General features: G+C 39.8%; 30 protein-coding genes and 1 pseudogene. 10 read left to right on the forward strand and 21 right to left on the reverse strand.

The features are described 5' to 3' along the window. Positions 1-20: 20 nt before the first annotated feature. The 10 genes from DWX62_RS12060 to DWX62_RS21980 all read right to left on the reverse strand — a co-directional run bounded on the left by DWX62_RS12060 (position 21) and on the right by DWX62_RS21980 (position 6,913). Positions 21-833, reverse strand: coding sequence for a DUF4121 family protein (locus tag DWX62_RS12060; RefSeq protein WP_120172854.1), 813 nt, complete (start codon positions 831-833; stop codon positions 21-23). Beyond that, positions 830-1,099 carry a hypothetical protein gene (locus DWX62_RS12065; protein WP_120172855.1) on the reverse strand — a complete coding sequence of 90 codons (270 nt, stop codon included), beginning with the start codon at positions 1,097-1,099 and terminating at the stop codon, positions 830-832. Before DWX62_RS12065 ends, DWX62_RS12060 begins: the two co-directional genes overlap by 4 nt. Continuing rightward, positions 1,096-2,034: a hypothetical protein gene (locus DWX62_RS12070; RefSeq protein ID WP_120172856.1), complete on the reverse strand. Its 939-nt coding sequence runs from the start codon at positions 2,032-2,034 to the stop codon at positions 1,096-1,098. Before DWX62_RS12070 ends, DWX62_RS12065 begins: the two co-directional genes overlap by 4 nt. Before the next feature lie 299 nt (positions 2,035-2,333). Next, entirely contained in the window at positions 2,334-2,627 is a 294-nt protein-coding gene (locus DWX62_RS12080) for a DUF4120 family protein (protein ID WP_117678447.1), read from the reverse strand. A gap of 33 nt (positions 2,628-2,660) precedes the next feature. Further along, the gene (locus DWX62_RS12085) at positions 2,661-3,638 is read right to left on the reverse strand and encodes a hypothetical protein (RefSeq protein WP_120172857.1); all 978 of its coding nucleotides are present in this window, start codon (positions 3,636-3,638) and stop codon (positions 2,661-2,663) included. Between the two features lie 18 nt (positions 3,639-3,656). Beyond that, a complete protein-coding gene (locus tag DWX62_RS12090) occupies positions 3,657-4,001 on the reverse strand; it encodes a hypothetical protein (protein ID WP_009121407.1) in 345 nt (114 codons plus the stop codon). Positions 4,002-4,016: 15 nt separating this feature from the next. Continuing rightward, positions 4,017-4,172, reverse strand: a complete 156-nt coding sequence (locus DWX62_RS21975) for a hypothetical protein (RefSeq protein WP_004326287.1) — start codon at positions 4,170-4,172, stop codon at positions 4,017-4,019. A gap of 15 nt (positions 4,173-4,187) precedes the next feature. Further along, a complete protein-coding gene (locus tag DWX62_RS12095) occupies positions 4,188-4,805 on the reverse strand; it encodes a DUF4313 domain-containing protein (protein ID WP_243636268.1) in 618 nt (205 codons plus the stop codon). Positions 4,806-4,861: 56 nt separating this feature from the next. Then, positions 4,862-5,740 carry a hypothetical protein gene (locus tag DWX62_RS12100; protein WP_120172859.1) on the reverse strand — a complete coding sequence of 293 codons (879 nt, stop codon included), beginning with the start codon at positions 5,738-5,740 and terminating at the stop codon, positions 4,862-4,864. 3 nt (positions 5,741-5,743) lie between these two features. Beyond that, a complete protein-coding gene (locus DWX62_RS21980; RefSeq protein WP_165859015.1) occupies positions 5,744-6,913 on the reverse strand; it encodes a hypothetical protein in 1,170 nt (389 codons plus the stop codon). 706 nt (positions 6,914-7,619) lie between these two features. Between DWX62_RS21980 and DWX62_RS12110 the strand changes: the two genes are divergently transcribed. From DWX62_RS12110 to DWX62_RS12130, 4 genes are all read left to right on the forward strand, one after another. Continuing rightward, a complete protein-coding gene (locus tag DWX62_RS12110; protein WP_120172860.1) occupies positions 7,620-7,943 on the forward strand; it encodes an AAA family ATPase in 324 nt (107 codons plus the stop codon). Positions 7,944-8,249: 306 nt separating this feature from the next. After that, the gene (locus DWX62_RS21990; protein ID WP_120172862.1) at positions 8,250-8,612 is read left to right on the forward strand and encodes a hypothetical protein; all 363 of its coding nucleotides are present in this window, start codon (positions 8,250-8,252) and stop codon (positions 8,610-8,612) included. Beyond that, a complete protein-coding gene (gene tnpB / locus DWX62_RS21995; RefSeq protein WP_120172863.1) occupies positions 8,606-8,941 on the forward strand; it encodes an IS66 family insertion sequence element accessory protein TnpB in 336 nt (111 codons plus the stop codon). Before DWX62_RS21990 ends, tnpB begins: the two co-directional genes overlap by 7 nt. Positions 8,942-9,013: 72 nt before the next feature. Next, positions 9,014-10,651, forward strand: a complete 1,638-nt coding sequence (locus DWX62_RS12130) for a transposase (protein ID WP_120172864.1) — start codon at positions 9,014-9,016, stop codon at positions 10,649-10,651. Positions 10,652-10,695: 44 nt separating this feature from the next. On the opposite strand, the gene DWX62_RS12135 is transcribed toward DWX62_RS12130, so the two are convergent. The 3 genes from DWX62_RS12135 to DWX62_RS12145 are packed head-to-tail and all read right to left on the reverse strand — an operon-like array spanning position 10,696 to position 14,007. After that, entirely contained in the window at positions 10,696-11,763 is a 1,068-nt protein-coding gene (locus tag DWX62_RS12135; protein ID WP_120172865.1) for a tyrosine-type recombinase/integrase, read from the reverse strand. 3 nt (positions 11,764-11,766) lie between these two features. After that, positions 11,767-12,750: a tyrosine-type recombinase/integrase gene (locus tag DWX62_RS12140; RefSeq protein WP_120172866.1), complete on the reverse strand. Its 984-nt coding sequence runs from the start codon at positions 12,748-12,750 to the stop codon at positions 11,767-11,769. A 12-nt stretch (positions 12,751-12,762) separates the two neighbouring features. Continuing rightward, positions 12,763-14,007 carry a site-specific integrase gene (locus tag DWX62_RS12145; protein WP_120172867.1) on the reverse strand — a complete coding sequence of 415 codons (1,245 nt, stop codon included), beginning with the start codon at positions 14,005-14,007 and terminating at the stop codon, positions 12,763-12,765. Positions 14,008-14,153: 146 nt separating this feature from the next. On the opposite strand from DWX62_RS12145, the pseudogene DWX62_RS22270 reads away from it, so the two are divergent. The 5 genes and pseudogenes from DWX62_RS22270 to DWX62_RS12170 form a co-directional block, all read left to right on the forward strand. Next, a pseudogene (locus tag DWX62_RS22270) lies at positions 14,154-14,393 on the forward strand (IS66 family transposase); the annotation flags it as partial. 147 nt (positions 14,394-14,540) lie between these two features. After that, on the forward strand, positions 14,541-15,299 hold the full coding sequence (locus DWX62_RS12155; RefSeq protein WP_279387161.1) for an AAA family ATPase: 759 nt from the start codon (positions 14,541-14,543) through the stop codon (positions 15,297-15,299). 20 nt (positions 15,300-15,319) lie between these two features. After that, a complete protein-coding gene (locus tag DWX62_RS12160) occupies positions 15,320-15,544 on the forward strand; it encodes a hypothetical protein (protein WP_120172869.1) in 225 nt (74 codons plus the stop codon). Beyond that, the gene (locus DWX62_RS12165) at positions 15,544-16,041 is read left to right on the forward strand and encodes a hypothetical protein (protein ID WP_120172870.1); all 498 of its coding nucleotides are present in this window, start codon (positions 15,544-15,546) and stop codon (positions 16,039-16,041) included. The genes DWX62_RS12160 and DWX62_RS12165 overlap by 1 nt, the downstream gene beginning before the upstream one ends. Positions 16,042-16,049: 8 nt before the next feature. Further along, positions 16,050-16,247 carry a hypothetical protein gene (locus DWX62_RS12170; RefSeq protein ID WP_120172871.1) on the forward strand — a complete coding sequence of 66 codons (198 nt, stop codon included), beginning with the start codon at positions 16,050-16,052 and terminating at the stop codon, positions 16,245-16,247. Between the two features lie 274 nt (positions 16,248-16,521). Here the strand turns inward: DWX62_RS12170 and DWX62_RS12175 are convergent, their stop codons facing one another. From DWX62_RS12175 to DWX62_RS12200, 7 genes are all read right to left on the reverse strand, one after another. Beyond that, the gene (locus DWX62_RS12175) at positions 16,522-16,890 is read right to left on the reverse strand and encodes a helix-turn-helix domain-containing protein (protein ID WP_120172872.1); all 369 of its coding nucleotides are present in this window, start codon (positions 16,888-16,890) and stop codon (positions 16,522-16,524) included. Positions 16,891-16,956: 66 nt separating this feature from the next. Then, complete coding sequence (locus DWX62_RS12180; protein WP_120172873.1) at positions 16,957-17,640, reverse strand: hypothetical protein; 684 nt, start codon at positions 17,638-17,640, stop codon at positions 16,957-16,959. A gap of 261 nt (positions 17,641-17,901) precedes the next feature. Beyond that, positions 17,902-18,132 carry a hypothetical protein gene (locus DWX62_RS22275; protein WP_243636269.1) on the reverse strand — a complete coding sequence of 77 codons (231 nt, stop codon included), beginning with the start codon at positions 18,130-18,132 and terminating at the stop codon, positions 17,902-17,904. A 36-nt stretch (positions 18,133-18,168) separates the two neighbouring features. Beyond that, a complete protein-coding gene (locus tag DWX62_RS22280) occupies positions 18,169-18,492 on the reverse strand; it encodes an alpha/beta hydrolase (RefSeq protein ID WP_243636270.1) in 324 nt (107 codons plus the stop codon). 2 nt (positions 18,493-18,494) lie between these two features. Continuing rightward, positions 18,495-18,794, reverse strand: coding sequence for a glutaredoxin-related protein (locus DWX62_RS12190; RefSeq protein ID WP_117887529.1), 300 nt, complete (start codon positions 18,792-18,794; stop codon positions 18,495-18,497). A gap of 134 nt (positions 18,795-18,928) precedes the next feature. Then, entirely contained in the window at positions 18,929-20,035 is a 1,107-nt protein-coding gene (locus tag DWX62_RS12195; protein ID WP_120172874.1) for a site-specific integrase, read from the reverse strand. Positions 20,036-20,134: 99 nt separating this feature from the next. Beyond that, positions 20,135-21,046 carry a helix-turn-helix domain-containing protein gene (locus DWX62_RS12200; protein ID WP_120172875.1) on the reverse strand — a complete coding sequence of 304 codons (912 nt, stop codon included), beginning with the start codon at positions 21,044-21,046 and terminating at the stop codon, positions 20,135-20,137. A gap of 877 nt (positions 21,047-21,923) precedes the next feature. On the opposite strand from DWX62_RS12200, the gene DWX62_RS12210 reads away from it, so the two are divergent. Then, the gene (locus DWX62_RS12210; RefSeq protein WP_032585669.1) at positions 21,924-22,199 is read left to right on the forward strand and encodes a hypothetical protein; all 276 of its coding nucleotides are present in this window, start codon (positions 21,924-21,926) and stop codon (positions 22,197-22,199) included. 101 nt (positions 22,200-22,300) lie between these two features. Here the strand turns inward: DWX62_RS12210 and DWX62_RS12215 are convergent, their stop codons facing one another. Continuing rightward, complete coding sequence (locus DWX62_RS12215; protein WP_119979477.1) at positions 22,301-22,813, reverse strand: DUF6155 family protein; 513 nt, start codon at positions 22,811-22,813, stop codon at positions 22,301-22,303. Positions 22,814-22,826 lie beyond the last annotated feature (13 nt).

A 22,826-nucleotide genomic window follows, 5' to 3' on the forward strand; every position in this document is an offset into this window, starting at 1 on the left:
TTCCTTTATTTTATAATTGGTTATAGATTGTCGTTGATTCTGTATACTGTTACGGTATGGTTTTCATTGTCCGTGTGGATTCTGACCGGACCGTATCCCATGAATTTCATGCGGATTTGTCCGTGCTGTCCCATACCGTTCCACTGCTCACGTGATATTTCCTTAATATCCATGCGGTATCCCCAAAGTACAAGAGAGTCAGGCAGGATTCCCTTGTAGAGTCTGCCTTTCAGGATTGCGGCCAGCTCGTCCAGCTCGCTCCGGCTGTATAGCGTAAATGAAACGCTGCGGAAGGTGTATTCGCCTGTCCTTTCCCTGTCCCGGTGTTTCATGATATGATAGCGGAACCAGTTACGGGTGGTGTAACCGTCATACAACGGATTCGGTTCTCTGTATTCCCATTTCCTGACCGGAGCATCAAACCTGAGACTGCCCGTATTGCTGCGCTTCCCGAATCCCCATGTCCTGAATATGCGGATTTCTGTACCTGCGGGTTTCATGTTCCGGATATTGACCTGCGTCCAGGGACTTCCGGTGGTATCATAGGCGGCTTTTCCCATGTCATCGAAACAGAATACCGTTTCCGGTATCAGGCATATATCCGCATATTTTCCTGTTATCCGTTCTATATGAGCTTTTCCGAAATAGTCACCAGAACGTGAGACAAATTCCACGCAGTCTCCTTCTGTCGGGCACATCTGCCTGCTTCGGACATTCTCAATCAGTTCCAGCATACGGTTCACTTTCCGTACTTCCTTTTCTGTAATGGGATACCCGAAGTCACCGTTTGCCAGTTCAAGACTGTCAAGGTCATATCTTATCTTTGTATTCATCCTGTTCTCCTCCTGTTTTGTGTATAGCGTTCAACCTGTCGGGTGACCATATCACAGAATTTCTGGCCGTTTTCTTCCTCACTCCTGAAATAGGCGGCCATCATCAGCAGGTTCTTGTTGTAATAATGCACCCATTTGTCATGGAAATGTGCGCCGGGAACCTGTCCGAATGTTTCCTGAAACAGTTCCAGGGTCAGATCCTCGTCCTGTCTCCTGTTGTATTCCCATATTGCCAGAAGCAGCATGTCATTGTAATTCAGTCTCATATTGCGTTGGTATTTGAAATGGCCATTATGATGTTGCAGCAACCGATTTCCCGGGCATTCTCCTTCAGCTTTCCGTTGTTTACCAGTCTGTCGTATGCCTCATGCACAAACCTGTATGCAGGCGAATCATATCCGATACCGTGAAGATGTGATGTCGTAGCCACATTTATCCGTGATGCCATCATGGAAAGTATGTCCTCTTTCCCTGCGTGGCGGTTGCTGAAGGCATCCAGTATATTCCGGTGGATGCACGTTCCGTATCTGGCACGGTAATATTCCAGTTCTTCTTCATAGGTGAAGGAATACACCTCTTCCGCTATCTTATCCTTTACAAGACGGAATGTACGGCCTCCTTTTTTCAGTATGGCTGTAATCTGTGGAATATGCAGTGTTTCACAGTAGCCGCTTATTTCCATCGGATGCACGTACAGGCGTGTCTTTCCTTTTACAAGATACATGGCCTGTAATGTACAGCCTGTTCTGTCCGTGTCGAATCCTTCTTCATGGAACTTCTCTTTTATTTCCTTGTAGAATGCGTCCGTTTTCTCATGGGAAAGACCTTTTCCCCATTCATATCCGCTTTCCAGACTGAAAAGCAGATGGAAGAGGGTTGTCCGCCCGGTCTTGCTTTCCCAGTAGCCGTAAAGGTCGGCCGTGCCGGATTTAGGTCCGAACCTGTATCCGTCCGGAGTATAGCTTTCCATCACTTCCAGGAGTGAGTTCATGAAATTTTCCGATTCTTCCGATTTCCACCATTCTGACGTATCGTCATCCATGGCATAAGCCGGTATATGGTTCATAACCTGCAGGTATTCCGGAGTCTCTTTCAGAATGTCCAGCATCCTTGTGACGGCTTCCTTCCTTTGTCTGATGGAGAACAGTTCCGTTCCGGTATCCGCGTGAAGCCTGTTCTGTGTCTTCTGGTCTGTAATCATGACTTCTGATATTTATTGTTATACATTGTCTGCCTGTAAGGTACAGGCATTCTTATTTCTTGTTGTCCCTGTTGTCTGTTTGCCCGCATCCCTGCAAGGCTTGGCGGAAAAAAATACCGGAGCGAAGCGAGGATGATTTTTTTCCAGACAACCAGCCCGGCAGGGCCGCCTTGCGGGAGTTGCGCGGCAAACAGCTATTTTTACAGCAAGAAATGAGGATGCTGTCATCATGTCTCCGGCATAAAAAAAGGGAACCCCATATTGCATGAGGCTCCCCAATACAGACTGTCGCATATATGTCAGGTATGTATGCTCCATCCGTGGAAACGTTCCATGATGACGGCAAAGGATTCGTCCGGATTTCCATGATACAGCAGTCCTCCGACAATGCCTGTATTCCCGTCCGGATAACGTTCGCAAAATCCGAACGAATAAGGCGCATGGTCGTAATAGAGTTCGATTTCGCATGGACGGTTCTCGTTCTTCTCCCATTGTTTTAGACGTTCAAGACAGTTTTCCAGGGTTTTGTCATTGATTGATTTTGCATACTGTACGACCTTGTCGTAATGCTCTTGTGAACAGCAGATTTTCATATCGTTTGAATTTATTGGTTGGTAAATGTTTTTTCAGTCAATCCAGAAAGTACCGCAATGAGGGCATCTGCATCCGGCAGGATACTCATTCGAATACCGCACGTCACGGTGGCGTTTGTAGTTCATGTCACCGAAGATACATTTCCCGTCTCGGAATGTCTGCTCATAAGCGGCTTCCTGTTTCTTGTATTCAGCCATCCGGCTTTTTCGGACCGATCCGGTAAAAGGTTTCATGCCCGTTTCCCATTTTGTGGAATCACACCAGTCATTGGTCATGCCGCAGACTTCATTGGCATAGGAATAGTGTACCTGTGAATCGACAAACAGATTCTCCCTTCGGAAAGGGAAGGTGATGTCCAACGGAATCCGTACATGATGTCCGGAACCGTTCCGGCTGTCGGCAATGGCCACCACTACATTCCCGTGGAAACGGATGCTCTTGAAATCGTTCTCAGGGTCTTTACTGATGAGCCTGTCAAACATGGCGTTGAAGTAGATGCGCAGTTCTCCGCCGTATGTGGCATTCTCTACCAGTTCTTCAATCTTCTCGTCAAACTGCCCCTTTTTCAGATGCAGTGCGCGGCGTACCTTATGGCAGGCCATGGCGACTGATTCTCCCCGCAGTGAACAACCGGTCAGATATCCGCTGATTTCCACTCCGAGCGAATAGAAGAAATTAGTGACGGACGAGTTGCGTATCAGGTCCTTTACCGGGTCGGAATCGTTCCGGTCGTAGATAAGTTCCCTGATTTCATCTTCATGCTCTTCAAACTCTCCGGCTAAATTGTCCGTTTCCATATTCTTTCTTGTCTCCTCCAGATAGTCGTGCATGTTTGAGCTTTCCTGTTCCTCATACCATTCGTATGCCTTTTCATAGAGTTTTTCCATATTGTTGGAACGGATACATTCCTCCTGGATGTCTTCATGCTCATCAAGATCATCCCGGTAGTCCACGTAGTAGAGGCTTACATACTGTGGAATATAGTCTGTAAGTTGTAATGTCTGGTTCATGATTCCTGATTTTAAGAGTTATACAAACGAAAAAGCCCTGCTTGTCGTGCAGGGCCTGATTCTTGTGGAACTGAAACCTTTGGAATGTCTGTTTGTATGGTATCTCCATGTCTCAAGCAGATAATCCTTGGTTCCCTTGATACTTCCGTGTACCATACATCCTTTTTCATCGTACAGGTAGCAGGTGTTAAGGAGAACCGGTATGCCGTCATGCACCTTGTACATGTGCAGCTCAATATCATTCTTTATGGCGGCAGACTTTTCTTTTTCCACTTTTCTGTGTATGGCTTTTCTGACCTCGCCGATATGGGGTGAGGTATAGCCGATTATTTCCGAATGGAATGCAAACTGATATTTTTCCATAACACTTTATCCGTATTAAAATTCTGATATAAGTTCATCTTCATATACCTCCAGTTCAAGACCGCTCTCAACAATCCTGACCAGCCAGCGGCATTCCAGTCTTTCCATCAGTTCGACGGCACGGTATCCCTTATAGGGACGTCTCAGAAATACAATGTCTCCAGTTTTCATATTTGTTCCTCCTTTTTATTGTGCGTAGATTGTTTCTATCAGTTCTGCATCCGTAAGATAGCGCAGTTCCTGTGTGGAACAGAACAGGCAGATGCCATCCAGCAGTTCATTTGCCGCAGCATCCAGGTTCCGTACTCCTTCGATCAGAGATTCTTCCAGTTCCTTGCTTGAAACAAGATATATTCCGTGAATGTCTTGAACAGTTCTCAAAGGGAAATGTCTTTCCTGATAGATGATGTCCTTTATCATGTCATCCTGTGGTGGCAGTTTGGCGCTGATTGTCTTGAACTGTTCGGGTGCGAGTTCCTTCAACCTGTCAGGATTGAAGCGGAACATTCTGAATCCCTGATATTCAAATCCGGCAGGTTCTGCTATTCTGTTATTGGTCAGAAAATCATGCACATGTCTGTTGCAGTCCCGGTTGTCCACATAGGCATGGAACGGGGGAAGGGAATTGAGGTTGACGGTGATGTCCATGTAGGATTCCCAGCATTCCGAATTATCTTTAGACCGGGATTCAAGTCCTACATACAGATTGTCATTGTCGATATAACTGTTCAGGACGAGTCTGACCTCAATGCGTTCAGCCGGATCTGTGGCTGTTTTCCAGTATAGAGTGTTCGATTTGTTCATACTTGTATTGTTTTTATGAGGGAATACGGCAGTCATTTTACCGCATTCCCCGAATGTTATAATTTGATATTTGTTATATCCTGTGCGGACTCCTTTTTCACGGTCCTCAATCTTTTTAGGAGATACAGGAAATATTCACGGTCATAGATCCGGAAAAGAAATTCCTCTGATGTCTCCTTGATGTGTCCAATGAAAGTTGCGGATTCCCTGCCGGGAGGATATTGAAAGAAATGTCCGTCGGAAACAAGGGTGAACTTCTTTCCTGATATATGGTCTATCAGTTCGTCCGGAGTTTCGTAATGCCCTTTTCCTTTATAGAACTGATAATGGTTCCGGCGAAGACTTTTCAGGGTATTCGCCATGTCCGTCCTTGCTTGTCTGGAATCTGATTGGATGACAAGGTTGCAGATGAATACGGGCTGTTTTCCGTCCAGTGAAAAATAATAGGGAATGAGTCTGGCTCCGCTGATTGTTTTGCTTGTTTCCTCTTTTGAGATTACGGCTTTCCGGTTGATGATTTCCAAGTGACGGTCTATCTGACTGTCCAGTTCGGATTGCGGAGTGAGTACGGAGCGTAGGCCCTTGAAATATCTTCCTTGACGGGTGAAGCAGAAAGAGTACATATTTCCGTAATACGGTTCTCCCACAAAGAACGAGTTTTGTCTCATGCGCAAGGGTGGCAGTACATCCAGCAGGTCATAGTAGTCTTCTTCGGTGATTTCCTTGAACGGTTCGGACAGGGACTGATTGTATAGCCGCAGCTTCTTGTCTATATCAGAAGTTGTTACGGCTTTCAGATAGGGATTGTTTTCCCGTATGCGCAGTTCTTCGATTGTTTCCCCACCATAGTCATTGTGGAATCCGTCACTCATACTTGTCAGGCATGTTCCGTCGAAGTAGCGGGAATCGATTACATATTTCAATCGGTCTTTCATGTCTTATAGGTTTTGAAGGTTCAACACTCTTTTGACTGCATATACGGCATTCTGTGTAAGTTGCCGTTGCCATGCCTGGTATCTCGGCGACCATTTGAAACCGTATGATTTCAGTTCCTTGCGCCTCTGGTCATCCGGAATACTGTCAAACAGGATTTGCAGACGGTCTGCCTCATAGTTCCATATCAGCATTCCGCCTTCAAATTTCAGTTCACGGTTTTCCCGTTCTCTGATTTCCTGAAGTTTCAGTCTGGCCTGGCGTGCCATTTCCGGCAGTTGGAAGAAACGGTTTCGTGGAGTGATAACCGGTTTTTTGCATTGCGCATTGAAGTCTGTAATGAAGTCCACCGCTTTCTGTACGATTTCCACTTCTCCTTTTCCTGCATAGGTGCTTACCTTATTAAGGATACTGCTGACGAACAGGGCACGGCTGTATCCTCTTGCTTTACCGGTATCAATATCATGAATGGTCTGTGCGCTGCTTGCAATGTCACGCTTCAGGCGGTTCCATGCCTCCTCCTGTTTCTGTTCTTCCGGTTTGGCTGCCTCTTTCATTCTTTCCATGGCAGCCTTGAAGCGGTTACGCCAGTCATGAAATTCATCAAATCTGTTCTGGTATGCGTCCAAGGCCTTGTTGTTGCGCTGGCAGTTGAATTTGGCAGGCCCTGTCACCATCGGACTGGCACATCGTGAGAGACTGCCCAGCAAGACAGAGAACTTGCTATGGTATGCACTGACATACTCGTTTTGCTTTTCTTCCGGAATCTGTTTCAGATCCTCTACAAGTTGTTTTTCATATTGCATGATGTCTGTTTCCGCCCTTGCTTCAGGTTCGAAGGAACTCCATCTGTATGCGTTATAAGCTGTATCAAGCAGGTCTTCCAGATAGCCGGGATACAGAAATTCCACTGCTTCCCATTTTTCAAATTCATTTGGATGCAGTTCTGTTTCCCCGTCTGCCGTTTCGATGGTGTGTACATAGGAGCCCATTCCCGTACAGCGTTTACGGAAATGAAAAAGGACGGCTTCGTCATCCGTCCCTTGTTCTCTGATTTTCTTCACTCGGTAAGCATTCTTTCTTGTCAACGTGACAACCGTCTGTTTTCCGGTCTTGTCCTTCATGAGGTCTGCTACTGTACCTTCACATACCTTCTTTCCAACTTCTTCAGTCATATTCTTTTATTTAAATTAGACATGACCGGCTCCGTGGAGCCAGTATTTCAATTTCTTACTGGCCCGGCTGTTCTTTGCCAATGACCGGTGCAAGGCTTGGCGGGAAAAAATACCGGAGCGAAGCGAGGATGATTTTTTTCCAGCCAACCAGCCCGACAGGGCCGCCTTGCTCAGTCAGTGGCAAAGGGCGATATTTGCTGTAAGAAATGAAATAATGGTTGAAAATTATATTGCGAACTTGTTTGGTAATACTTTTATCTCATAATTCTTGTATACATATGAGTTGTAAAGAAGTCTGAGTATTTTTTATGATACGTGCTGTTATGTTCAATTGATTTTATATGTAAAAACAGTATTAATAAACGTGCATAACATGTGTTCCTAGAAGGTAACACTTTATCAAAATCAGTTATTTCTATTCTATAATTACCCTAAGATGATGCATGAATAAAACTTTAAATATTATGTGATATTAATCGTTCAATAGGTAGATAAAGTAAGTACACCTAATTGTGACAACTATTTTATATAATATATATTTGGAGGACCCATAGGCATTAAAAAGAACTGTATAGAGAAGTCTATTATGTTTGTTTTGACTTAAATCTATAATAAAAGTTTGTTTTTTTTATATATAGAATAACTTTGCGAGAATATTAATAAACTTAGTATATTTTATTTTTGTATGACTAAATAAAAGGAATCTATGATAAATTCTATTTCGTTTAAAAATTATAAAGCTTTTTCTTCTGGTCGTTTAGAGCTAAAGCCAATAACAATTCTTTTAGGAGCTAATAGTTCTGGAAAAAGTAGTTTATTACAATTATTTCTTTTGATTGAACAAACAATGAACAATCCAGAGCCTTATGAATCAGCTTTAAAACTAAATGGGCGATTTATAAATTTAGGCGAAGATGAAAACCTTATTAAAGATAAAGATTTAACCAAGATTTTAAATCTTGAATTTTCATTTAATGCCGCTCCTTATATTCAAAAATTAAGATTATTTTTGCAAACAATTGACCAGTAATTGACTCAAATAGTAAGACTAATTGATCGAATTAAAGAAGGGAAAAATAGTCAATTTGATTTATTAGACTATGGAATCTATACACCAAGGAACATAATAAATGAGATTAAAAATATAGAATATACACATAAATCAATTGATTTAGAGAGTCTCAATGAGAAGACCAAAATTATTAATTATATACTTTCTCATCAAAATTTTTTAATGGACAATTTGCTTGATGAGAAAATGACTATACGTAAGTACTCAAATTAGGGCTATATTTTGAAAAAAGTATCTTCGCCGCTGAACTTTAAATATAAAATTATGTACAGCAGTGAAGATTTGGAAAGGTTCTATTTCCAGTACCAGACGGAGGCCATGCCGAAGGGCATCTCCATTGAACAGTTCTGTTCACGTAATAAAGTACCTTATAATATATTCTATAAATGGTACAAAGATACACGCAACAAGATCGTGGAAGTAAAGGTGGATGGGCTTCCAACCTCGGCTCAGGAAGAGCCGAAACAGGAAGGCCCTTCTCAGGAACCATCTTCTACAGTAACGAAGCCTTCTTGTGTTCGTATTCTCGTGGAGTTGCGAATGACCAATGGACTGCATATCTCCCAGAAGAATCTAAGCTATCAAGAGCTGAAGCGACTGATAGAGAAACTGGAGGGCCTATGCTGAGTGTTACCGGTATTAATCGCTTCTATTATCTCCGTGACTTTACGGATATGCGATGCAAGCATAGCCGGGTGTTATCCATCATACGTGAACAACTCCACCGTGAGCCGTCTGACGGGGATGTGTTTATCGTCATGTCCCGTGACCGTCGTATAGTAAGACTGTTCACTTATGACAACCGTTCATATACCCTGTTTGAGAAGAAGTTTGTAGCCGGTCATCAGTTTATGAAAGTGGATCATAATGGTGATGAACGAGTTTACAGAATAGACTGGAAAGATGTGGTGTTGTTATTGGAGAATCCAATAGTTAGCACATTGAAAATCAAATAATTATGTTGCTTGTTTATTCGTTTTTCTCATATATTTTCACTATCTTTGTAGTTGAAGATCAGAGCATTACGGATGAAGGAACTGCAACATATCATAGAACAAAAGCAAGAGCTTCTGGCACGGGAATCGTTCTCGCGCCCTGCTCTTGATTACAGTGAAGGTATGACAGCAGAAGAACAAAAACGTTATATCAATTACCTTGCCGAGCGAGTCCGTGAGGCGGATTTAGGTCTTCGTGCCCGTGATGCTGTGCTTCAGGATTTCCTGGACAAGCAAAAGGAATATGATGAACGCTTGTCCAAGCTTGATGACGTGTTGTCTAAGGTGTCGTCTTTAGAGTCGTCATTGAAGGAAAAGGACCGTAAATTAAAATCGGCAGAACGTAAGGTGGCAGACCTTACCGCCAAGCTGAAGTTTGCCGACAAGAATCGCTTTGGTGACAAAAGACAGAAAGTAAAGAAGGCTGAATCTACAAAAACGGAAGAGTCAGACCGTGGTAAAGACGAGGATGATTTTGACGGTACTTCGTCTTCTCTTCCAGACAACCGCGTTTCCAAGAACGAAACTTCTTCCAAAGAGGAAAAGCCGTCAAAGAAGGAACATGACTTGTCCAACCGTCCCGAAACTTACAGGACCATGCGCGTTAAGGGACCGGCAGAAGAGTACAAGTCAGATGATGCTAAAGTGCCAGGGCGAATCCTTGGCAAGAAGATGGTCTCTGTTTTCCACCTTGAGATGAGTCTCGTTGAGAAACGCTTCGAGATGGTTCATTACGTTGAGAAAGGCAAGAAGCCGAAGTGGGGTTATTTCCCCAAAGCAGGGAATCCTGAATTTGTGACGAAGTTCGAGGGAACAAAGGCAACACCTGAGTTTCTACAGGCAATAGCCTACGAGGTGTATGTGAAGAACGTCACATTCGGGCTTCTCCATCAATGGCTGACGGATATGGGGATGACCGTTTCTGCAAATACGCTGCGCAATTGGTTGAAGAAAGGCAAAGTTTATCTTGACAAGCTCGTTGAGTCACTGGAGGAAGTAGCGTTGGAGAAAGACTCCATCGTGAACTGTGACGAGACTTGGTGCAAGGTGCGCAAATACGACCACTACAAGAAATGTTACATCTGGGTACTTGTGAACAAGGCAGAGCGTGTGGCTATCTTCTTCTACGACAATGGTTCCCGTGGACGTGATGTGCTTACAGACTTTATCGGTGATGCAGAATTGAAGAGCGTCATGTCTGACGGCTACAATGCTTATACCTTTATTGGCAACGAGTTGAAAGCAGCCGAGACTCCCAATTTATCCAAGACAGACCATCAGGTGTGTCTTGCACATGCGCGTGCGAAGTTTGTGAAGGCAAGCGAGCAGGCTGGCGACAAGAATGCCGATATCTTCATTAAGTATATAGAGGATTTGTACAACTTGGAACGCCAGTATACAAAGGATAATCTTACTGACGAGGAGAGAGGGAAACAACGTCAAAGTCTTGAGACGAAAGGCATCCTGATAAATCTCCGCACTCATCTTGGTATAGAGAAGTCCAAGGATCCTGCGACTGTTACTCCTTATTTGCAGAAAGCGTTGAACTATCTGGATACATTTTGGACAAACCTCTTTACCTATATAAAGGATGGAAGTTATCCGATAGACAACAATGCAGCTTATCCAAACTTTTTAGTTATCCAAACTCCTTCAGCTATCTACGCTTAAATCAAGCTTTGACATTTCAAGAGTTTGGATAATTGATGGAGAATTCAGTCCACATTAATACCAAACATGGCGGCCAGTGAACGATTGTCCGGCATAGTCCATTTCTTTTTCATTGTCTGCGTTACATTGTTTTCAAGTGATTTTATTGCTTCCCTCTTCTGCTTATCGGTAACATCTTGATAGACCATTGTTGATGTCAAACTGGCATGTCCCATCAACTCCTTGATTTCCACGATATTTATCCCATTTTCACGCCAGTGGCATGCGGCTGTATGGCGCCAAAGATGCGCATGCATAGGATTGGGAACTTCATTGCAAGTGAGTCTTGCCTTGTCAGCATGAAGTTTCATCCTTTTGCTTACAGCAGGCTGGGTCAGCTTACACCGCTGCCCATGGACAATTGAGTAAAAGAGATAATCCTCCTGATTAGGAGTTTTTCCATGGAAGAGTTTCATGTAGCGTTCGTACCATTTCATTATGCCCGATTGAAGATATACGGAACGTATTTTACTCCCTTTGCCATGGAGAATAGCGTATGGATCTTTGACATCAGTCCGAAGGTCTTTTACTTTCAAAGAGAGGATTTCATCGATTCTCCCGGCAACTCCATAACACATCAGCATAAGGAAGAGATCCCTGACCCCAAGTTTTGTTGTTGTATCGGGAGCTGCAAATAGAGCCCTTACGGCATTTCTTGTCATCCCCATTATATGGACCTTCTCTTCTCTCATTTTCTTAACATGCTCTTTTGCGTTAAGATATAATCCGGCAAAGGCCACATCTCTACCACCTATATATTTAAGCATGCATTTCATAGCCCCCATCCTGCCATTGCAGCTTGCAGGCTTTAGATTTCTGTTGTCTCTAAGCCATAGGAGCCAGTTGTTGAGAACCTCGGGTGTGAAGCATTCTATGCTTAATGTAAATGGGGTATATCCTTTTTCTTCCAGATAGGATACATACAAGGAGAGTGATGTCCTATAAGCTCTTTCAGTATGGGAACTACATCCCCGCATTCTTGGAACATAGATGTTTATCCAGTCGCTTATATATTCCGCAAGGTGTCTGGCCTGAAGACTTATCCCTGCACAAGATTTTTGCTTCTTTTTCATGATTCATAATTGATTAGGTTCGTTTTCCGGATTGGGGGGAAGAAGGTCATCGAAGGCATCCCCACAGTTCTTTCTCAGTTTGTCTGTAAGCATAGGTGTCAAATGAAAATAACCGAAGGTGCTCTGTATGTTCTTGTGTCCCATGCTTCTGGAGAGGAAGAGTAGCTTTCCGCTGAACTCAAAGCCATGTTTTTCCCACTGTGAGATATTTGTGGTGGCATAATGATGACGGAAGTCATAAGGACGTGCTGATTCCTGGCTTATACGCGGCCACAGATTTCTGAAGTGGTAGCCTTCCCATGCCGCCCTATGGGGTTTGTCACCTGTTGACGGAAAGAGATAAATTCTCTCAGAGAGCACATTTCCAATCGCTTGATCATATTGACGAAGCAACTTCAACATGCTTTCGTGCAAAACCACACGGTGCTTGTCTATACCCTTGGATTTCTCAATGTTTACCACTCCGGTCTGGAAGTCGACGTCAGCTCTCTTGAGTTCGCGAGCCTCACAAGTTCTCATTCCTGTACTGAAAAGAAGACGAAAGAACACTGGAAGTTCAAGCATATTGATAAGTCGGGGTAAGGTCCGTTTACTCTTGTAATATTCATACCAGAATATATCGCATTCTCTGAAGAAACGCGATAATTCGTCTTTCGAGAAGAAGTGTGGTACCAGTTCAACCGGCACATTTGCGTAGCATCGTAAGATGGTTACACCTGTTTTACCACGGTCACGAAGATAGGATACAAAATTCCATATGGGAGTAGTGCGGTATCGGCAGGAGTTCCCCTTTTCTGTGGAACGTGGCTTGCACCACTCCATCATCACTTGCGTCAGTTCTGTGGATGTGGGATAATGAGAGTGGATATAATTGTCGAAGTAGTGCAGATTCTCATAATATGTATTGCTCCAGCTGTTTTCTGCTTTCTTCCTTGCGATAAAATTCTCCATATCCAGAGCCAGGAAGGATTTAAACGGTCTTTCCATACACAGATATAATTAGATTGAAAAATAATTTGGAGGCATAGGGTAATCCTCAATGGATAAAGCACAAGCCCTCAGATGATCAATGCCGGAGTCTGCATAGTGTTTGAGTGATTCCGGAGATCTATGACCTACGATTGAAGACACGACCTCACATGCTGTACTTTGCCCCAAAAGAGTGGTTACAAGGTTGTGCCTCATTAACCGTAACCCTCCGACCGTATTTTGTCGGACACCTGCTATCTTAAAAATCTTGGATAAAATCCCGGCAACCGTACCCAAAGATCTGTCCGTTGATCTCTGCTGGAGGAGAATAGGTCCTTCTAATTCGGCATTGGCCCTTTCCAACGTCAGATAATCGAAAAGTTCATTACCGATGTGGACATTCATTGGAAGAGACAAAGGTTCTCCGGTCTTTGATTGAATCAGGCTTACAGCCTCATTTCTCCAATCAACATTTCCAGTAGTCAGCGATATGATATCAGTTCCACGCAGTCCCCAGAAGAAAAGAATCCAACCAACAAGTCTGTCTCTATGAGTAAGTTTGTTTCCCTCGTCCAGAAGGACTGCTCGGATTTTTTCAAATTCTTCCTTCTCAAGATAAGGATAAGGTTTCTCACCTGACTTAATATGCGGAAGCCAATTGATGATTTTCGTGACATTGGTCTTGACATATTCTTCCTGATGATAAGTCTTGATAAATTCAAAAGCACGTTTCAAAAGGGAACAGAAATCTTTTCCGCGTTTCTGCTTTTCTCCATCATGGAAGAACGCCAACACACTTGACTCAGAAATATCATTCAAAGAGAAAATATCAGAATTCTGGAGATAGGACAGAAAACCTATAAGCGCACGTGTTCTGATATATATTGATTTATCACTGATGAACTGATGGCTCAACTGTTCTTCTTTATGGAAGCGAACAAGTGCCTGGTACTCTTCTGTAAGTTGGGTTTCAAGCGGTTTCCTGGGGAAAAGACACCCATGGACTTTACGATCCGGCAACTTCCCTTCTATATGGAAGCGTTTCACGTTGCCCAGATAAACCATGAAGGCTTTGAATCGGGGCTCGTTTGGTTTATAACCTCTTCGTTTGACTTCATTCCAGAAGATTTCCTCATAACTTTCAGATGTTGGCCCTAAGCTTAAAACTAGATTGACGCATCGCCTTGTGAGCCGGAAAGCATCCCTGTGATAGTTGTTTGTCTCCAGATGCTCAATTAACTTTGGGAAATTGGATTTTAGGTAAGATATGTCCATAGGCTGATATGTTTTGGTTAATATTAGCCCATAAGTTATAAATATTATCCAAACTTTAAATCCATTATTAGTGGATTATCAAGTGATTACAACAATAAGTTTGGATAACTAAAAAGTTTGGATAAGCCAGATTATCCAAAAGTTTTGATAACCTGGCCGAGCGTGCAGTCCGTCCTCTGACAACCCAACGAAATAGCATGCTCCACTTTGGCAGTGATGAGGGAGCGAAGATGGCGGCCACTTATCACAGTATAATAAGTACGGTGAAGCTGCAGGGTCGGTCGGCGTGGGATTACCTTGGAAAGTTTTTTGTTAACATCTTTAACGGTTGCAGGGATTTTTTCAGTATGCGACCTGACAAAATTGGATTGGCAATATGCCAATAGTTAATAAACAAGTGAAATTTTTAACATCTCAATATATAGGCACTTGCAAAAGTGCCCATACAATGGGTTATGCCCTAAATTGAGTACAAACTGACTATACACCAAAAGTTTTCAATATATAGTGATTTCTTTACATTTTTAAAACCTATTAAAGACTTATATTCAGTATCGGGAGTTTTAGGGTATAATTTAAAGTATAATCCACAAACAAAGAAAATAAAAGTTGAAGATCAATATGTAGAAATTGGAAATAAAAGATTTATTCATCTTGATTCTAAAGGAATTAGTAGCGACATCTTAGACGTTGATGTAATAAAAGAACATTTACACTTTTTAAAGGATGCCTTTGAATACGATTCATTAAAACTCAATGAAAAATCTAAAAATTTAGTGTCTAGATATATTGCTTTATTTTTTAATGAAGCATATGATATTATTGCTGAAACTTTTGAAAATAAAAATATAAATTATGTTAGTCCATTGCGAGCTTACCCGCAAAGATATTATCTTTTAGACGAAGCTAATATAAATACCACTTTGAATACTCAAAGTGGTACAAGTTTAGCAGAAGTGCTTAAAAAAAATACTCAGGTAAATTCAAGGGTAAATGCTTGGCTTAAGAAATTTGGATTGCGAGTAACTGTAAAGGAATTTAAAGATATTATTCATAATATAAAGATTAATCAAAATAATTTGGATTTAGACATTACCGATGTGGGATTTGGAATTTCACAGGTATTACCAATTTTAGTCCAAGGTTTTATGTCAAATAATAAATCGTTAACATTAATTGAACAACCTGAAATACATTTGCATCCCAAAATGCAAGCAGATTTGGCAGATTTATTTATTGATATACTTAAATTAGCAGCGGACAAGAAGGGGAAAGTAAAAAAAGTTTATTAATAGAAACGCATAGTGAGTATTTGTTAAAGCGTTTGCGAAGGAGAATCTCTGAAGGTGCTTTAAGCAGTAAAGATGTTGCTATTTATTTTATCGAACCTAGAAATCAAGAAAATAATGATTCAGCTATAATTAAAAATATAAAGATATCAAAAGATGGTTCTTTTGAGTGGCCTAAAGATTTTTATATTACAGAATTTGAGGATGATATGACTTATTTTCAGAATTTAGCAAAAAAAGCGAAATAATGAATAGATTTACTATTGACGTAGATTTTATATCTTTTGCAGGTATGAAAGAGAACTTTGATTTACTGTTTAATGTACTAATGGTATTTATTCAGGATAATGAGTTTAGATTATGTTTAGACTCTTCAAATATAGCATTAGCTGAATATAATAAGATTGCATTGGAGAGTGAAGCTATTAGATTTTGGTTCAAATGTTTGTTTGAAACAGAGCAAAGTAGAAAGTATATAGATTATATAAAAATTGAAAAACAAAAATATTCTCATGATAAACAAATTTATATTGAAATATGTAATTGTTCATATAGTAAAAATAAAAGAATAATTGTTGCCAATAAACAATCCTACGGAGAATTAATGGATATATTGTCAGAAAAGCAAATAAATCTTTTAGACGGATACGAAGCTAAGTCAATGCTAAATACACGTGTTATGCAAATATCATATGGGAATAATTCTCCTAATATTAATGGGAATAATAATATCGTAAAAAAATAGTAATTATTATGAAACAAGTTTCTAAAGGTAATCATTCGCCGAACATCAATGGTTCAGGAAATCAAGTATCAACAGGAAATAATTTTTCCAATACTAATGAAAATAAAAAAATTAAAGTGAAATATGCAGCAGGTGGAGGAATAATAGGTTTCTTGCTAGGTATAGCTGCTTCTATAATTGCAAATATAATTACGTCAGGATTATGAATTCTTGTGTATGGGGTTCTTTATTTTTTGAAATAACTGTAAGTTTAACACTTCTGATATTATTAAAGATTCTATATTTGTAATTTATAATTTGTGAAGGTGTCTCAAAAACTAAAATAACGACTCTCTAAAGTTACAGATTGTAACTATAATGTTTAAAAGGGCCGTATCAAACTCTGTATAGAGTCATTATCGGCCCTTTCTTTACTAAACTAAGGTACTCAAGTTTCAAGTTATAAGTTCATATTTTCAAAAAATGAATTTTGACACATCCTCAAATACTAAGCCCGTTTCTAGGTTTGCGTTTCATCCCCTTAAGTATTTGTGCGGATTGTTCCTGATAGGATAGAGGTTGGCTTTGCTTTTTGCCTGCCTCTATCCATATAAGGAGCTCATCCTCATAGAAATATAATTTCTTACCACGTTTATAGGCTGGGATGAGACCTGTACGAGCTAGTCTATAGATTGTCGGTTTTGATTTTTGGATAAGTATGCTAGCCTTATCTATGTCAATTAGTTGATGCTGATGATCAAGTCTCTGTGGTTGTAAGGTTTCAACCAATTGATAAATTTTCTCTACTTGTTCTGTTAAATAGCTTACAGCCTGCGGAAGCTTGTCGAATGTGATAGGTTCTTTTGTCATACTATCTGTTTTTACTTTTGAGGATTGATACTTGTTCATGCAGTATTTATGAATATAAAGTCTGATTTATTGAATTATATGTGGATTTAATTTAATTATGCACTCTGTTTCTGAGTGAGACATCTTTTTGATTATCGTGTTGACTTCATTTTCTTTCATGGTATCAGCAAATACCTTTTTTATGAATTCTGCTGTATATGAACGTCGTTTACCTAATGCTTTACCTATGTTCCAGCCCAAATGCATAACATCTATAGCTTTCAATTTTGAATCTATTTTTATAGGAATAATACTGGTAGAAGTTTTATCCTGAAAGAAGTCCGAAATATACATACATAAACGCTGAAGATTTTCTTGGCTTGTATAAGCAGCCATCGTTTGATGGATGTATATATGTACTAACTCTAGCTTTTTATCGTTCGTACGTTTCTGTTCTATAATAGTATTCGAACGGAGTTTTTCATATTCCATAAATGCTTGTTCTGGTGCAATCACAGAATCATTAAGATGTTCATGGATAGACAAAGATTTGCTATGATGACATAAAAATATGATTATCTCATACAATGCAATTTGCATTGATATATATAATCCTGTAGATATTATAAAGACCGATATAAAAATAATATTTGAGCTGAATTGATCAAAGCCTGCATTGACTGCTTCAATGCGTATAGCAAGTGCTATAAGAAGTAATGTTCCAGCTACACTAGAATCTAAAATAAAATATTCAAATTTCTTCAAATACATAAGCCATATGTTTAACTGTTCGTAAGCAAAGGTAATGTTTACTGATTATGTATTATCAGAAAATGACAAGAGTGACATCAGACTTCATCAAACGTCACTAATTGTCATAAATAGTTTGATTATTATTGGAAAGTAAGAAGTGTTCAGATGAAATAGGGGCGGATTAATTTATGGGATTGGATATAAGACATGAATTTATAACTTATCATATAATAAATAAAAGTGGTATTCTTTCTATATTATATTATATGATAGGTTACGCTATAATTCCAATAATCGTTCCGCTAATGGCGCATAATATTTTTGTACTTCTTCAGCTGTTGGAGTATGACCGCCAGGAAAGTGGTATGAATATTTATAATGCATTAAAAATAAAGGCTCAAAGTGTGCTAGATAGTCATTCTCACCAAATATCCCCCATATATTTTCTTGGTTAGCTACCTGACAATTGTCCCATTGATGCTGTTGAAGTTCTGCGAATTCATCAATCAATGTTTGGTTAATGACAAGCTGCTGGTTTCCGTTAGCTCATGGAGATTTGTATTCATGCGAACCAATACGTTCCATCAGGAAGCTTGTCATTTCGAAATGGGGATTTCCGAGTAAAGCAGGGATATTGTTTTTAGATGCTACTATCTGTGCCAAAAACGAGCCATTACTGTTTCCTACCAATATATCAGGATGTTCTTGGTTGTACAATCTTTGGATAAAGTCGATAGCTTCCTGTGGATGCAGGGGTAAGTCTGGACTCAAGACTGTTGCCTTACCGCTGAAATATTCTTTCAAGGCAAGAGCTGGGATACATGTACTTGATGCAAAGAAACCATGAAGGAAAAGAATTTTCTGTGCCATAATCAACAACCGCTTCCGTCAATATTACATGTTGCTCCTTCATTAATAGGACGTGAACGTAATCCGGCATCTTCTGGATTCAAAGTAACCGTACCGTCTTCCAATACAAAGCAAGGAATTCCAACGGCTCCAACACTTTTGGCTTCATTAAAGGCTGGATGATGATCACGTAATCTCAAGAATGCTTTCAAATCTCTTACGTGTTGACCAATATCGATGACCTCATATTGGTTATTACCTTTTACTTGCTCTTCTACATACGTACAATCCGGACAAGTTTCCATTCCATATATTTTTATCATAGCTGTAGTTATTCATTTAAAGACTCTATTTTCTTCAAAGATAGCGATTCTGTCAGATAAAGCAAACATAAAAACAGGTCATATCCGATAGATTTATCAGATATAACCTGTTAGTAGGTAAGATAAGAGCTATATTATTTCAACGAAATCTTATTAGCTGTCTCTCGCTTCTTGGAATTGACCAAATCAGCATAAATCTGTGTAGTCGAAACATTTTTGTGAGTAAGCATTTTTGATACTGTGTAAATGTCTGTGCCTAAAGAGATTTGTATGACGGCGTATGAATGACGGAAGCAGTGGAAGGTTATGTGCTTTTTGATTCCGGCTTCAGAAATCCATTGCTTGAGAGGCTGATTCGTCATAGCTCTGGTCAGTCCTTTGAATACTCGGCCTGAACCAGGAATACCACATAGTTCCAATGCTTCGTTACTGATGGGGAGAGTGGCTTCCGTCTCTGTCTTTTCCGTACAAATTCTGATGTAATAGCCATTGTCAGGACCGACTTCAATATTATCCCATGTAAGCTGTAAAATATCGCTGATACGAAGACCGGTCATACAGGAGAATAATGAAGCTTGTTTCAGTACAGGAATCTTGCATGGTGTAGTGGCCAGTTTCTTAACTTCTGCTAATGTGAGATACTGCTTTTTGACTTCTTTCCATTCAATCTTGTCTATGAAGTCATTCAGATTTTCACGTAGCATCTTCTCTTGATAAGCTATTTTCAGTAATGCACGGAAAGTTGAAAAATATCCAGCTGCCGAATTTCTCGAAACGCTGATATTAGGGTGACGGATCTGTTTACAGTTCAGTAGATACTGCCTGAACTTCTGACAAAGCTCTACCGTTACATCACCGAAAGTGCAATAGCCGTTTACAAACTTTTCAAAATGCTGGTAAACGCAGTCCCATTTGTGATACTTCAGTTTTGCTTTCTCACGAAAATAGGCAAGGAAGTCAGCTTTCATTTTGTGCTTGTCAAGAAATCCAAATTCTTCATTGACGATTGCTTGTACTCTGATACAACGAATGGCTTCAGCCTTACTCAGCATCTCATTGTTGAAATCACGTTCAATCTCATTTTTAGGACGGGCATAGATATAAATGCCAAGATATTCCCTACGACTCATTTTCATTGTGTACGGATTGCGAATAGCCGGATAATAGTCCAGGTAGAGAGAAATTCTGCCGTTACTGATAACTCTTTGTCTCAATGTTACGTTAGTACATGTAAGTGCCATAATATAAATGTTTTTGGTTGATAAATTATTATTATCGGTACAAATTAAACTGGTGTTTTCTTGGTGAGTATTCACACCGGGAAATAACTTATACCGGGATTATTCAATGATAGGATCTTCGAACAAATTATCGAGCTCAGGTTTGGATATAAGAGTATATTTTCCTTTCTTAATCTTGGGAATTTGATGATACTTGGTATAATGGTATAACTGGTCTCTTGTTATTTTGAATTTTTCCATAGCCTCTCGAACTGTATAGTATTTGGGTTCTTCAGCCTGACGTATTCCCTTTGCTGTATCGAAGTGCTTTTTTGAATAGTATACAGTAATACCAACCTTCTTTTTCGGAATGGCATTTTTATAAACAAAAGAGTATATAGCGTTAAGGCTCATTTGAAATTTGTCCTGAACTTCTTGCACACTATACCATTCTGTAATGTCTGCATCTGGAGCCTTCGAGGAAAAATAAGTATCAATATGCTTTTTACTCCAGTAAGTCTTACCACGATTGAACGTTTTTGGAATTTTATTTTTCCTAGCCATCACAAATATCCATGATTCGCTAACATTGAATTTTTCTATAATTTCAGCTGTAGTATAAAATTCTGTGATTGCTTGTTTCTCCTTAGGTGGCAACTTAAAATCTGCAGCTGCAGGATGATTAAACATATTGTTTATGTCATCTTTGCTTAAAAGAAATTTAGTTCCTATACGTGTTGCTTTTAGATCGCCTCGTTTAAGGTAACCATATATTGTTGGTCTTGTTACTCCAAGATAAATTGCAGTTTCTGTAATAGTCAGAAAAGGTTTGTCTTTAATCTTCTCAATAGGTTTTTCTGTAACAATTTTTTCAGTTAAATTATTATTGGCAATTATTGCTGCATCACGCTTACGTTTCTTATATAATGCGTTTCCACACTTATGGGAACAACAATTTGTCGTCGTTTTGTAGGCAATAAATTCTTTACCGCACCAGGCACAAATTCTTTTAATTTCAATTCTACTTTTCATTTTATTTCGCTTTATTTCACCCAATAATCTGTATAATCCCGTAAAATTCTGTAAAATGGCGTAAACTCACTCCACAATCTGTCCAGCGTAAAATGCCGGAATTTTGCTTCGTGGTACAAAAACGGTACAAAAAGATGATGTACAAAGCTTATAAATGACTAATATTGACAGTAGAGCAACAAAAAAGGCGCCCCGTAAAGAGCGCCATATTAATCGATTGTAATCAATTTAACTCATTGATAATCAGATGGTTACTTGCCGATGCAGCATATTTACATCGCTGATTATCAGTGACTATTCATTTTAATCGGTACAACCTCTGTTTTGACAAATACACAGAATGTGGGGACAAATGCAAATCGTTGTATTTCATAGCTTTGCATATATATGTTGTACCGCTTTCTTTTAGCCTTTTTGCGAATGTCCGCTATCAGATACAAGGTGTTGAATGATAGGGCATTTCCGCAGATATGTTACAGAACACTTGTTGAATACAAAGGTAGTGGTTTTCTTGGAATTTCTGTGGTTTGCGGTGTGTTTTTTATTTTCCAGAAGGTGTTGGATGATAGGAAATCGGTCATAAAACCTGAAAACTTTTGTAGGTTTACGTTTGATTCGCTTGAAAAAGTGTAGAGCAATGGGTGATATACGTTGGAAAAAGTGTAATAAGGTTGAATTATTCCCGCTTAAAAAATGTATGTGCGTAATACAGTACCTCTAAAAGATACAAACAAATTATACCCATACTGGTATATTGTTGATGTTTTGTCTTAATTTTGCATCCGAAAGGGTTAACATTAAAAGTATTATGCTATGGATATATTAAGTCTCACCAAAGTAACATCATTGTTCATCCTAACTTTAATAGAAAGAGACGATGGACAAAAGAAACAAATTGTGGAGACACCAACAAATGGCTCGTGTGTTTAAGGCTCGTATGATTCTGTATGCCGCTTATGGTCATTGCATCATTCGTGAGGATGGAAGCTATTATGAACATCCTCATTGGTTTGAGTTGGCAAAAGACAAATGGGCACAAGTTTACAAAACTACAGGAACTCCCTGTAGTTGCTGGATGTGTAGAGGATTTGAATATGACCGCAAGGAGTATAAGAAAGAAACTTTGCGTATTATTCGGGAATCAATGGAGTAGTTTAAAGGAACAGGATAGGAACTAAATCTGTGCCATTATGCGCACAGGTTCAGTTCCTTACTTTTTGTGTAGGGCAAGACTTTATCAAAGATTAAAAAACACTACCGATATTCAGAATAAATATCTTGTAATGTATCATAAAATCCCCAGCCACAATCCGATACGCTATCAATAAGCTTTTCAATCCGTTCGTAATAACAGGCTAACAATCCGTTGAGAAAGATAAAGCGCATAGCCTTGTCGAAATTTCCCTCCAGTGTTGTATAGAACTGTTCCCACATATCGCCAAATTCAAGTGTGTATTCGCATCCTTGTTCGATATAGAACAACATTAAATCGGCAACAGTGGTCGGCTCCGGTTTAAGCTTTTGAAAATCGGAAATGACTTTTCGACATTTGGCAAATGACGGCTTTTCGGAAAATCCACGGGTTGGGAAAAACTCGTTTCGGATAGCTTTCTTGCTCTTTTCTAATTCAGCGTTGCAATCCGGGGCAAGATAAAACTCCAGATAATCTTTTGCCTCTTTACGTGCATCGTATAGTTCAAGAACAATATCGGTTATCTGTTCTTTTGTAAGTGACAACAAGTGTTTTTTTAGCTTTGCTTTTGGCATAGATTGATTTTCA

This window comes from Bacteroides sp. AF20-13LB (assembly GCF_003603065.1).
Lineage (GTDB): Bacteria > Bacteroidota > Bacteroidia > Bacteroidales > Bacteroidaceae > Bacteroides > Bacteroides uniformis.

Excerpts from the sequence above, each read along its gene's own strand:
- DWX62_RS21980 (WP_165859015.1), bottom strand. The coding sequence starts at position 6,913 with ATGACTGAAGAAGTTGGAAAGAAGGTATGTGAAGGTACAGTAGCAGAC.
- DWX62_RS12170 (WP_120172871.1), top strand. The coding sequence starts at position 16,050 with ATGAAACAAGTTTCTAAAGGTAATCATTCGCCGAACATCAATGGTTCA.
- DWX62_RS12215 (WP_119979477.1), bottom strand. The coding sequence starts at position 22,813 with ATGCCAAAAGCAAAGCTAAAAAAACACTTGTTGTCACTTACAAAAGAA.
- DWX62_RS12130 (WP_120172864.1), top strand. The coding sequence starts at position 9,014 with ATGAAGGAACTGCAACATATCATAGAACAAAAGCAAGAGCTTCTGGCA.
- DWX62_RS12210 (WP_032585669.1), top strand. The coding sequence starts at position 21,924 with ATGGACAAAAGAAACAAATTGTGGAGACACCAACAAATGGCTCGTGTG.
- DWX62_RS21975 (WP_004326287.1), bottom strand. The coding sequence starts at position 4,172 with ATGAAAACTGGAGACATTGTATTTCTGAGACGTCCCTATAAGGGATAC.
- DWX62_RS12070 (WP_120172856.1), bottom strand. The coding sequence starts at position 2,034 with ATGATTACAGACCAGAAGACACAGAACAGGCTTCACGCGGATACCGGA.
- DWX62_RS12090 (WP_009121407.1), bottom strand. The coding sequence starts at position 4,001 with ATGGAAAAATATCAGTTTGCATTCCATTCGGAAATAATCGGCTATACC.
- DWX62_RS12140 (WP_120172866.1), bottom strand. The coding sequence starts at position 12,750 with ATGGAAAGACCGTTTAAATCCTTCCTGGCTCTGGATATGGAGAATTTT.
- DWX62_RS12065 (WP_120172855.1), bottom strand. The coding sequence starts at position 1,099 with ATGAGACTGAATTACAATGACATGCTGCTTCTGGCAATATGGGAATAC.
- DWX62_RS21990 (WP_120172862.1), top strand. The coding sequence starts at position 8,250 with ATGTACAGCAGTGAAGATTTGGAAAGGTTCTATTTCCAGTACCAGACG.
- DWX62_RS12135 (WP_120172865.1), bottom strand. The coding sequence starts at position 11,763 with ATGAAAAAGAAGCAAAAATCTTGTGCAGGGATAAGTCTTCAGGCCAGA.
- DWX62_RS12200 (WP_120172875.1), bottom strand. The coding sequence starts at position 21,046 with ATGAAAAGTAGAATTGAAATTAAAAGAATTTGTGCCTGGTGCGGTAAA.
- DWX62_RS12195 (WP_120172874.1), bottom strand. The coding sequence starts at position 20,035 with ATGGCACTTACATGTACTAACGTAACATTGAGACAAAGAGTTATCAGT.
- DWX62_RS12080 (WP_117678447.1), bottom strand. The coding sequence starts at position 2,627 with ATGAAAATCTGCTGTTCACAAGAGCATTACGACAAGGTCGTACAGTAT.
- DWX62_RS12110 (WP_120172860.1), top strand. The coding sequence starts at position 7,620 with ATGATAAATTCTATTTCGTTTAAAAATTATAAAGCTTTTTCTTCTGGT.
- DWX62_RS12095 (WP_243636268.1), bottom strand. The coding sequence starts at position 4,805 with ATGAACAAATCGAACACTCTATACTGGAAAACAGCCACAGATCCGGCT.
- DWX62_RS12175 (WP_120172872.1), bottom strand. The coding sequence starts at position 16,890 with ATGACAAAAGAACCTATCACATTCGACAAGCTTCCGCAGGCTGTAAGC.
- DWX62_RS12180 (WP_120172873.1), bottom strand. The coding sequence starts at position 17,640 with ATGTATTTGAAGAAATTTGAATATTTTATTTTAGATTCTAGTGTAGCT.
- DWX62_RS22280 (WP_243636270.1), bottom strand. The coding sequence starts at position 18,492 with ATGGCACAGAAAATTCTTTTCCTTCATGGTTTCTTTGCATCAAGTACA.
- DWX62_RS12145 (WP_120172867.1), bottom strand. The coding sequence starts at position 14,007 with ATGGACATATCTTACCTAAAATCCAATTTCCCAAAGTTAATTGAGCAT.
- tnpB (WP_120172863.1), top strand. The coding sequence starts at position 8,606 with ATGCTGAGTGTTACCGGTATTAATCGCTTCTATTATCTCCGTGACTTT.
- DWX62_RS12100 (WP_120172859.1), bottom strand. The coding sequence starts at position 5,740 with ATGAAAGACCGATTGAAATATGTAATCGATTCCCGCTACTTCGACGGA.
- DWX62_RS12060 (WP_120172854.1), bottom strand. The coding sequence starts at position 833 with ATGAATACAAAGATAAGATATGACCTTGACAGTCTTGAACTGGCAAAC.
- DWX62_RS12165 (WP_120172870.1), top strand. The coding sequence starts at position 15,544 with ATGAATAGATTTACTATTGACGTAGATTTTATATCTTTTGCAGGTATG.
- DWX62_RS12190 (WP_117887529.1), bottom strand. The coding sequence starts at position 18,794 with ATGATAAAAATATATGGAATGGAAACTTGTCCGGATTGTACGTATGTA.
- DWX62_RS12085 (WP_120172857.1), bottom strand. The coding sequence starts at position 3,638 with ATGAACCAGACATTACAACTTACAGACTATATTCCACAGTATGTAAGC.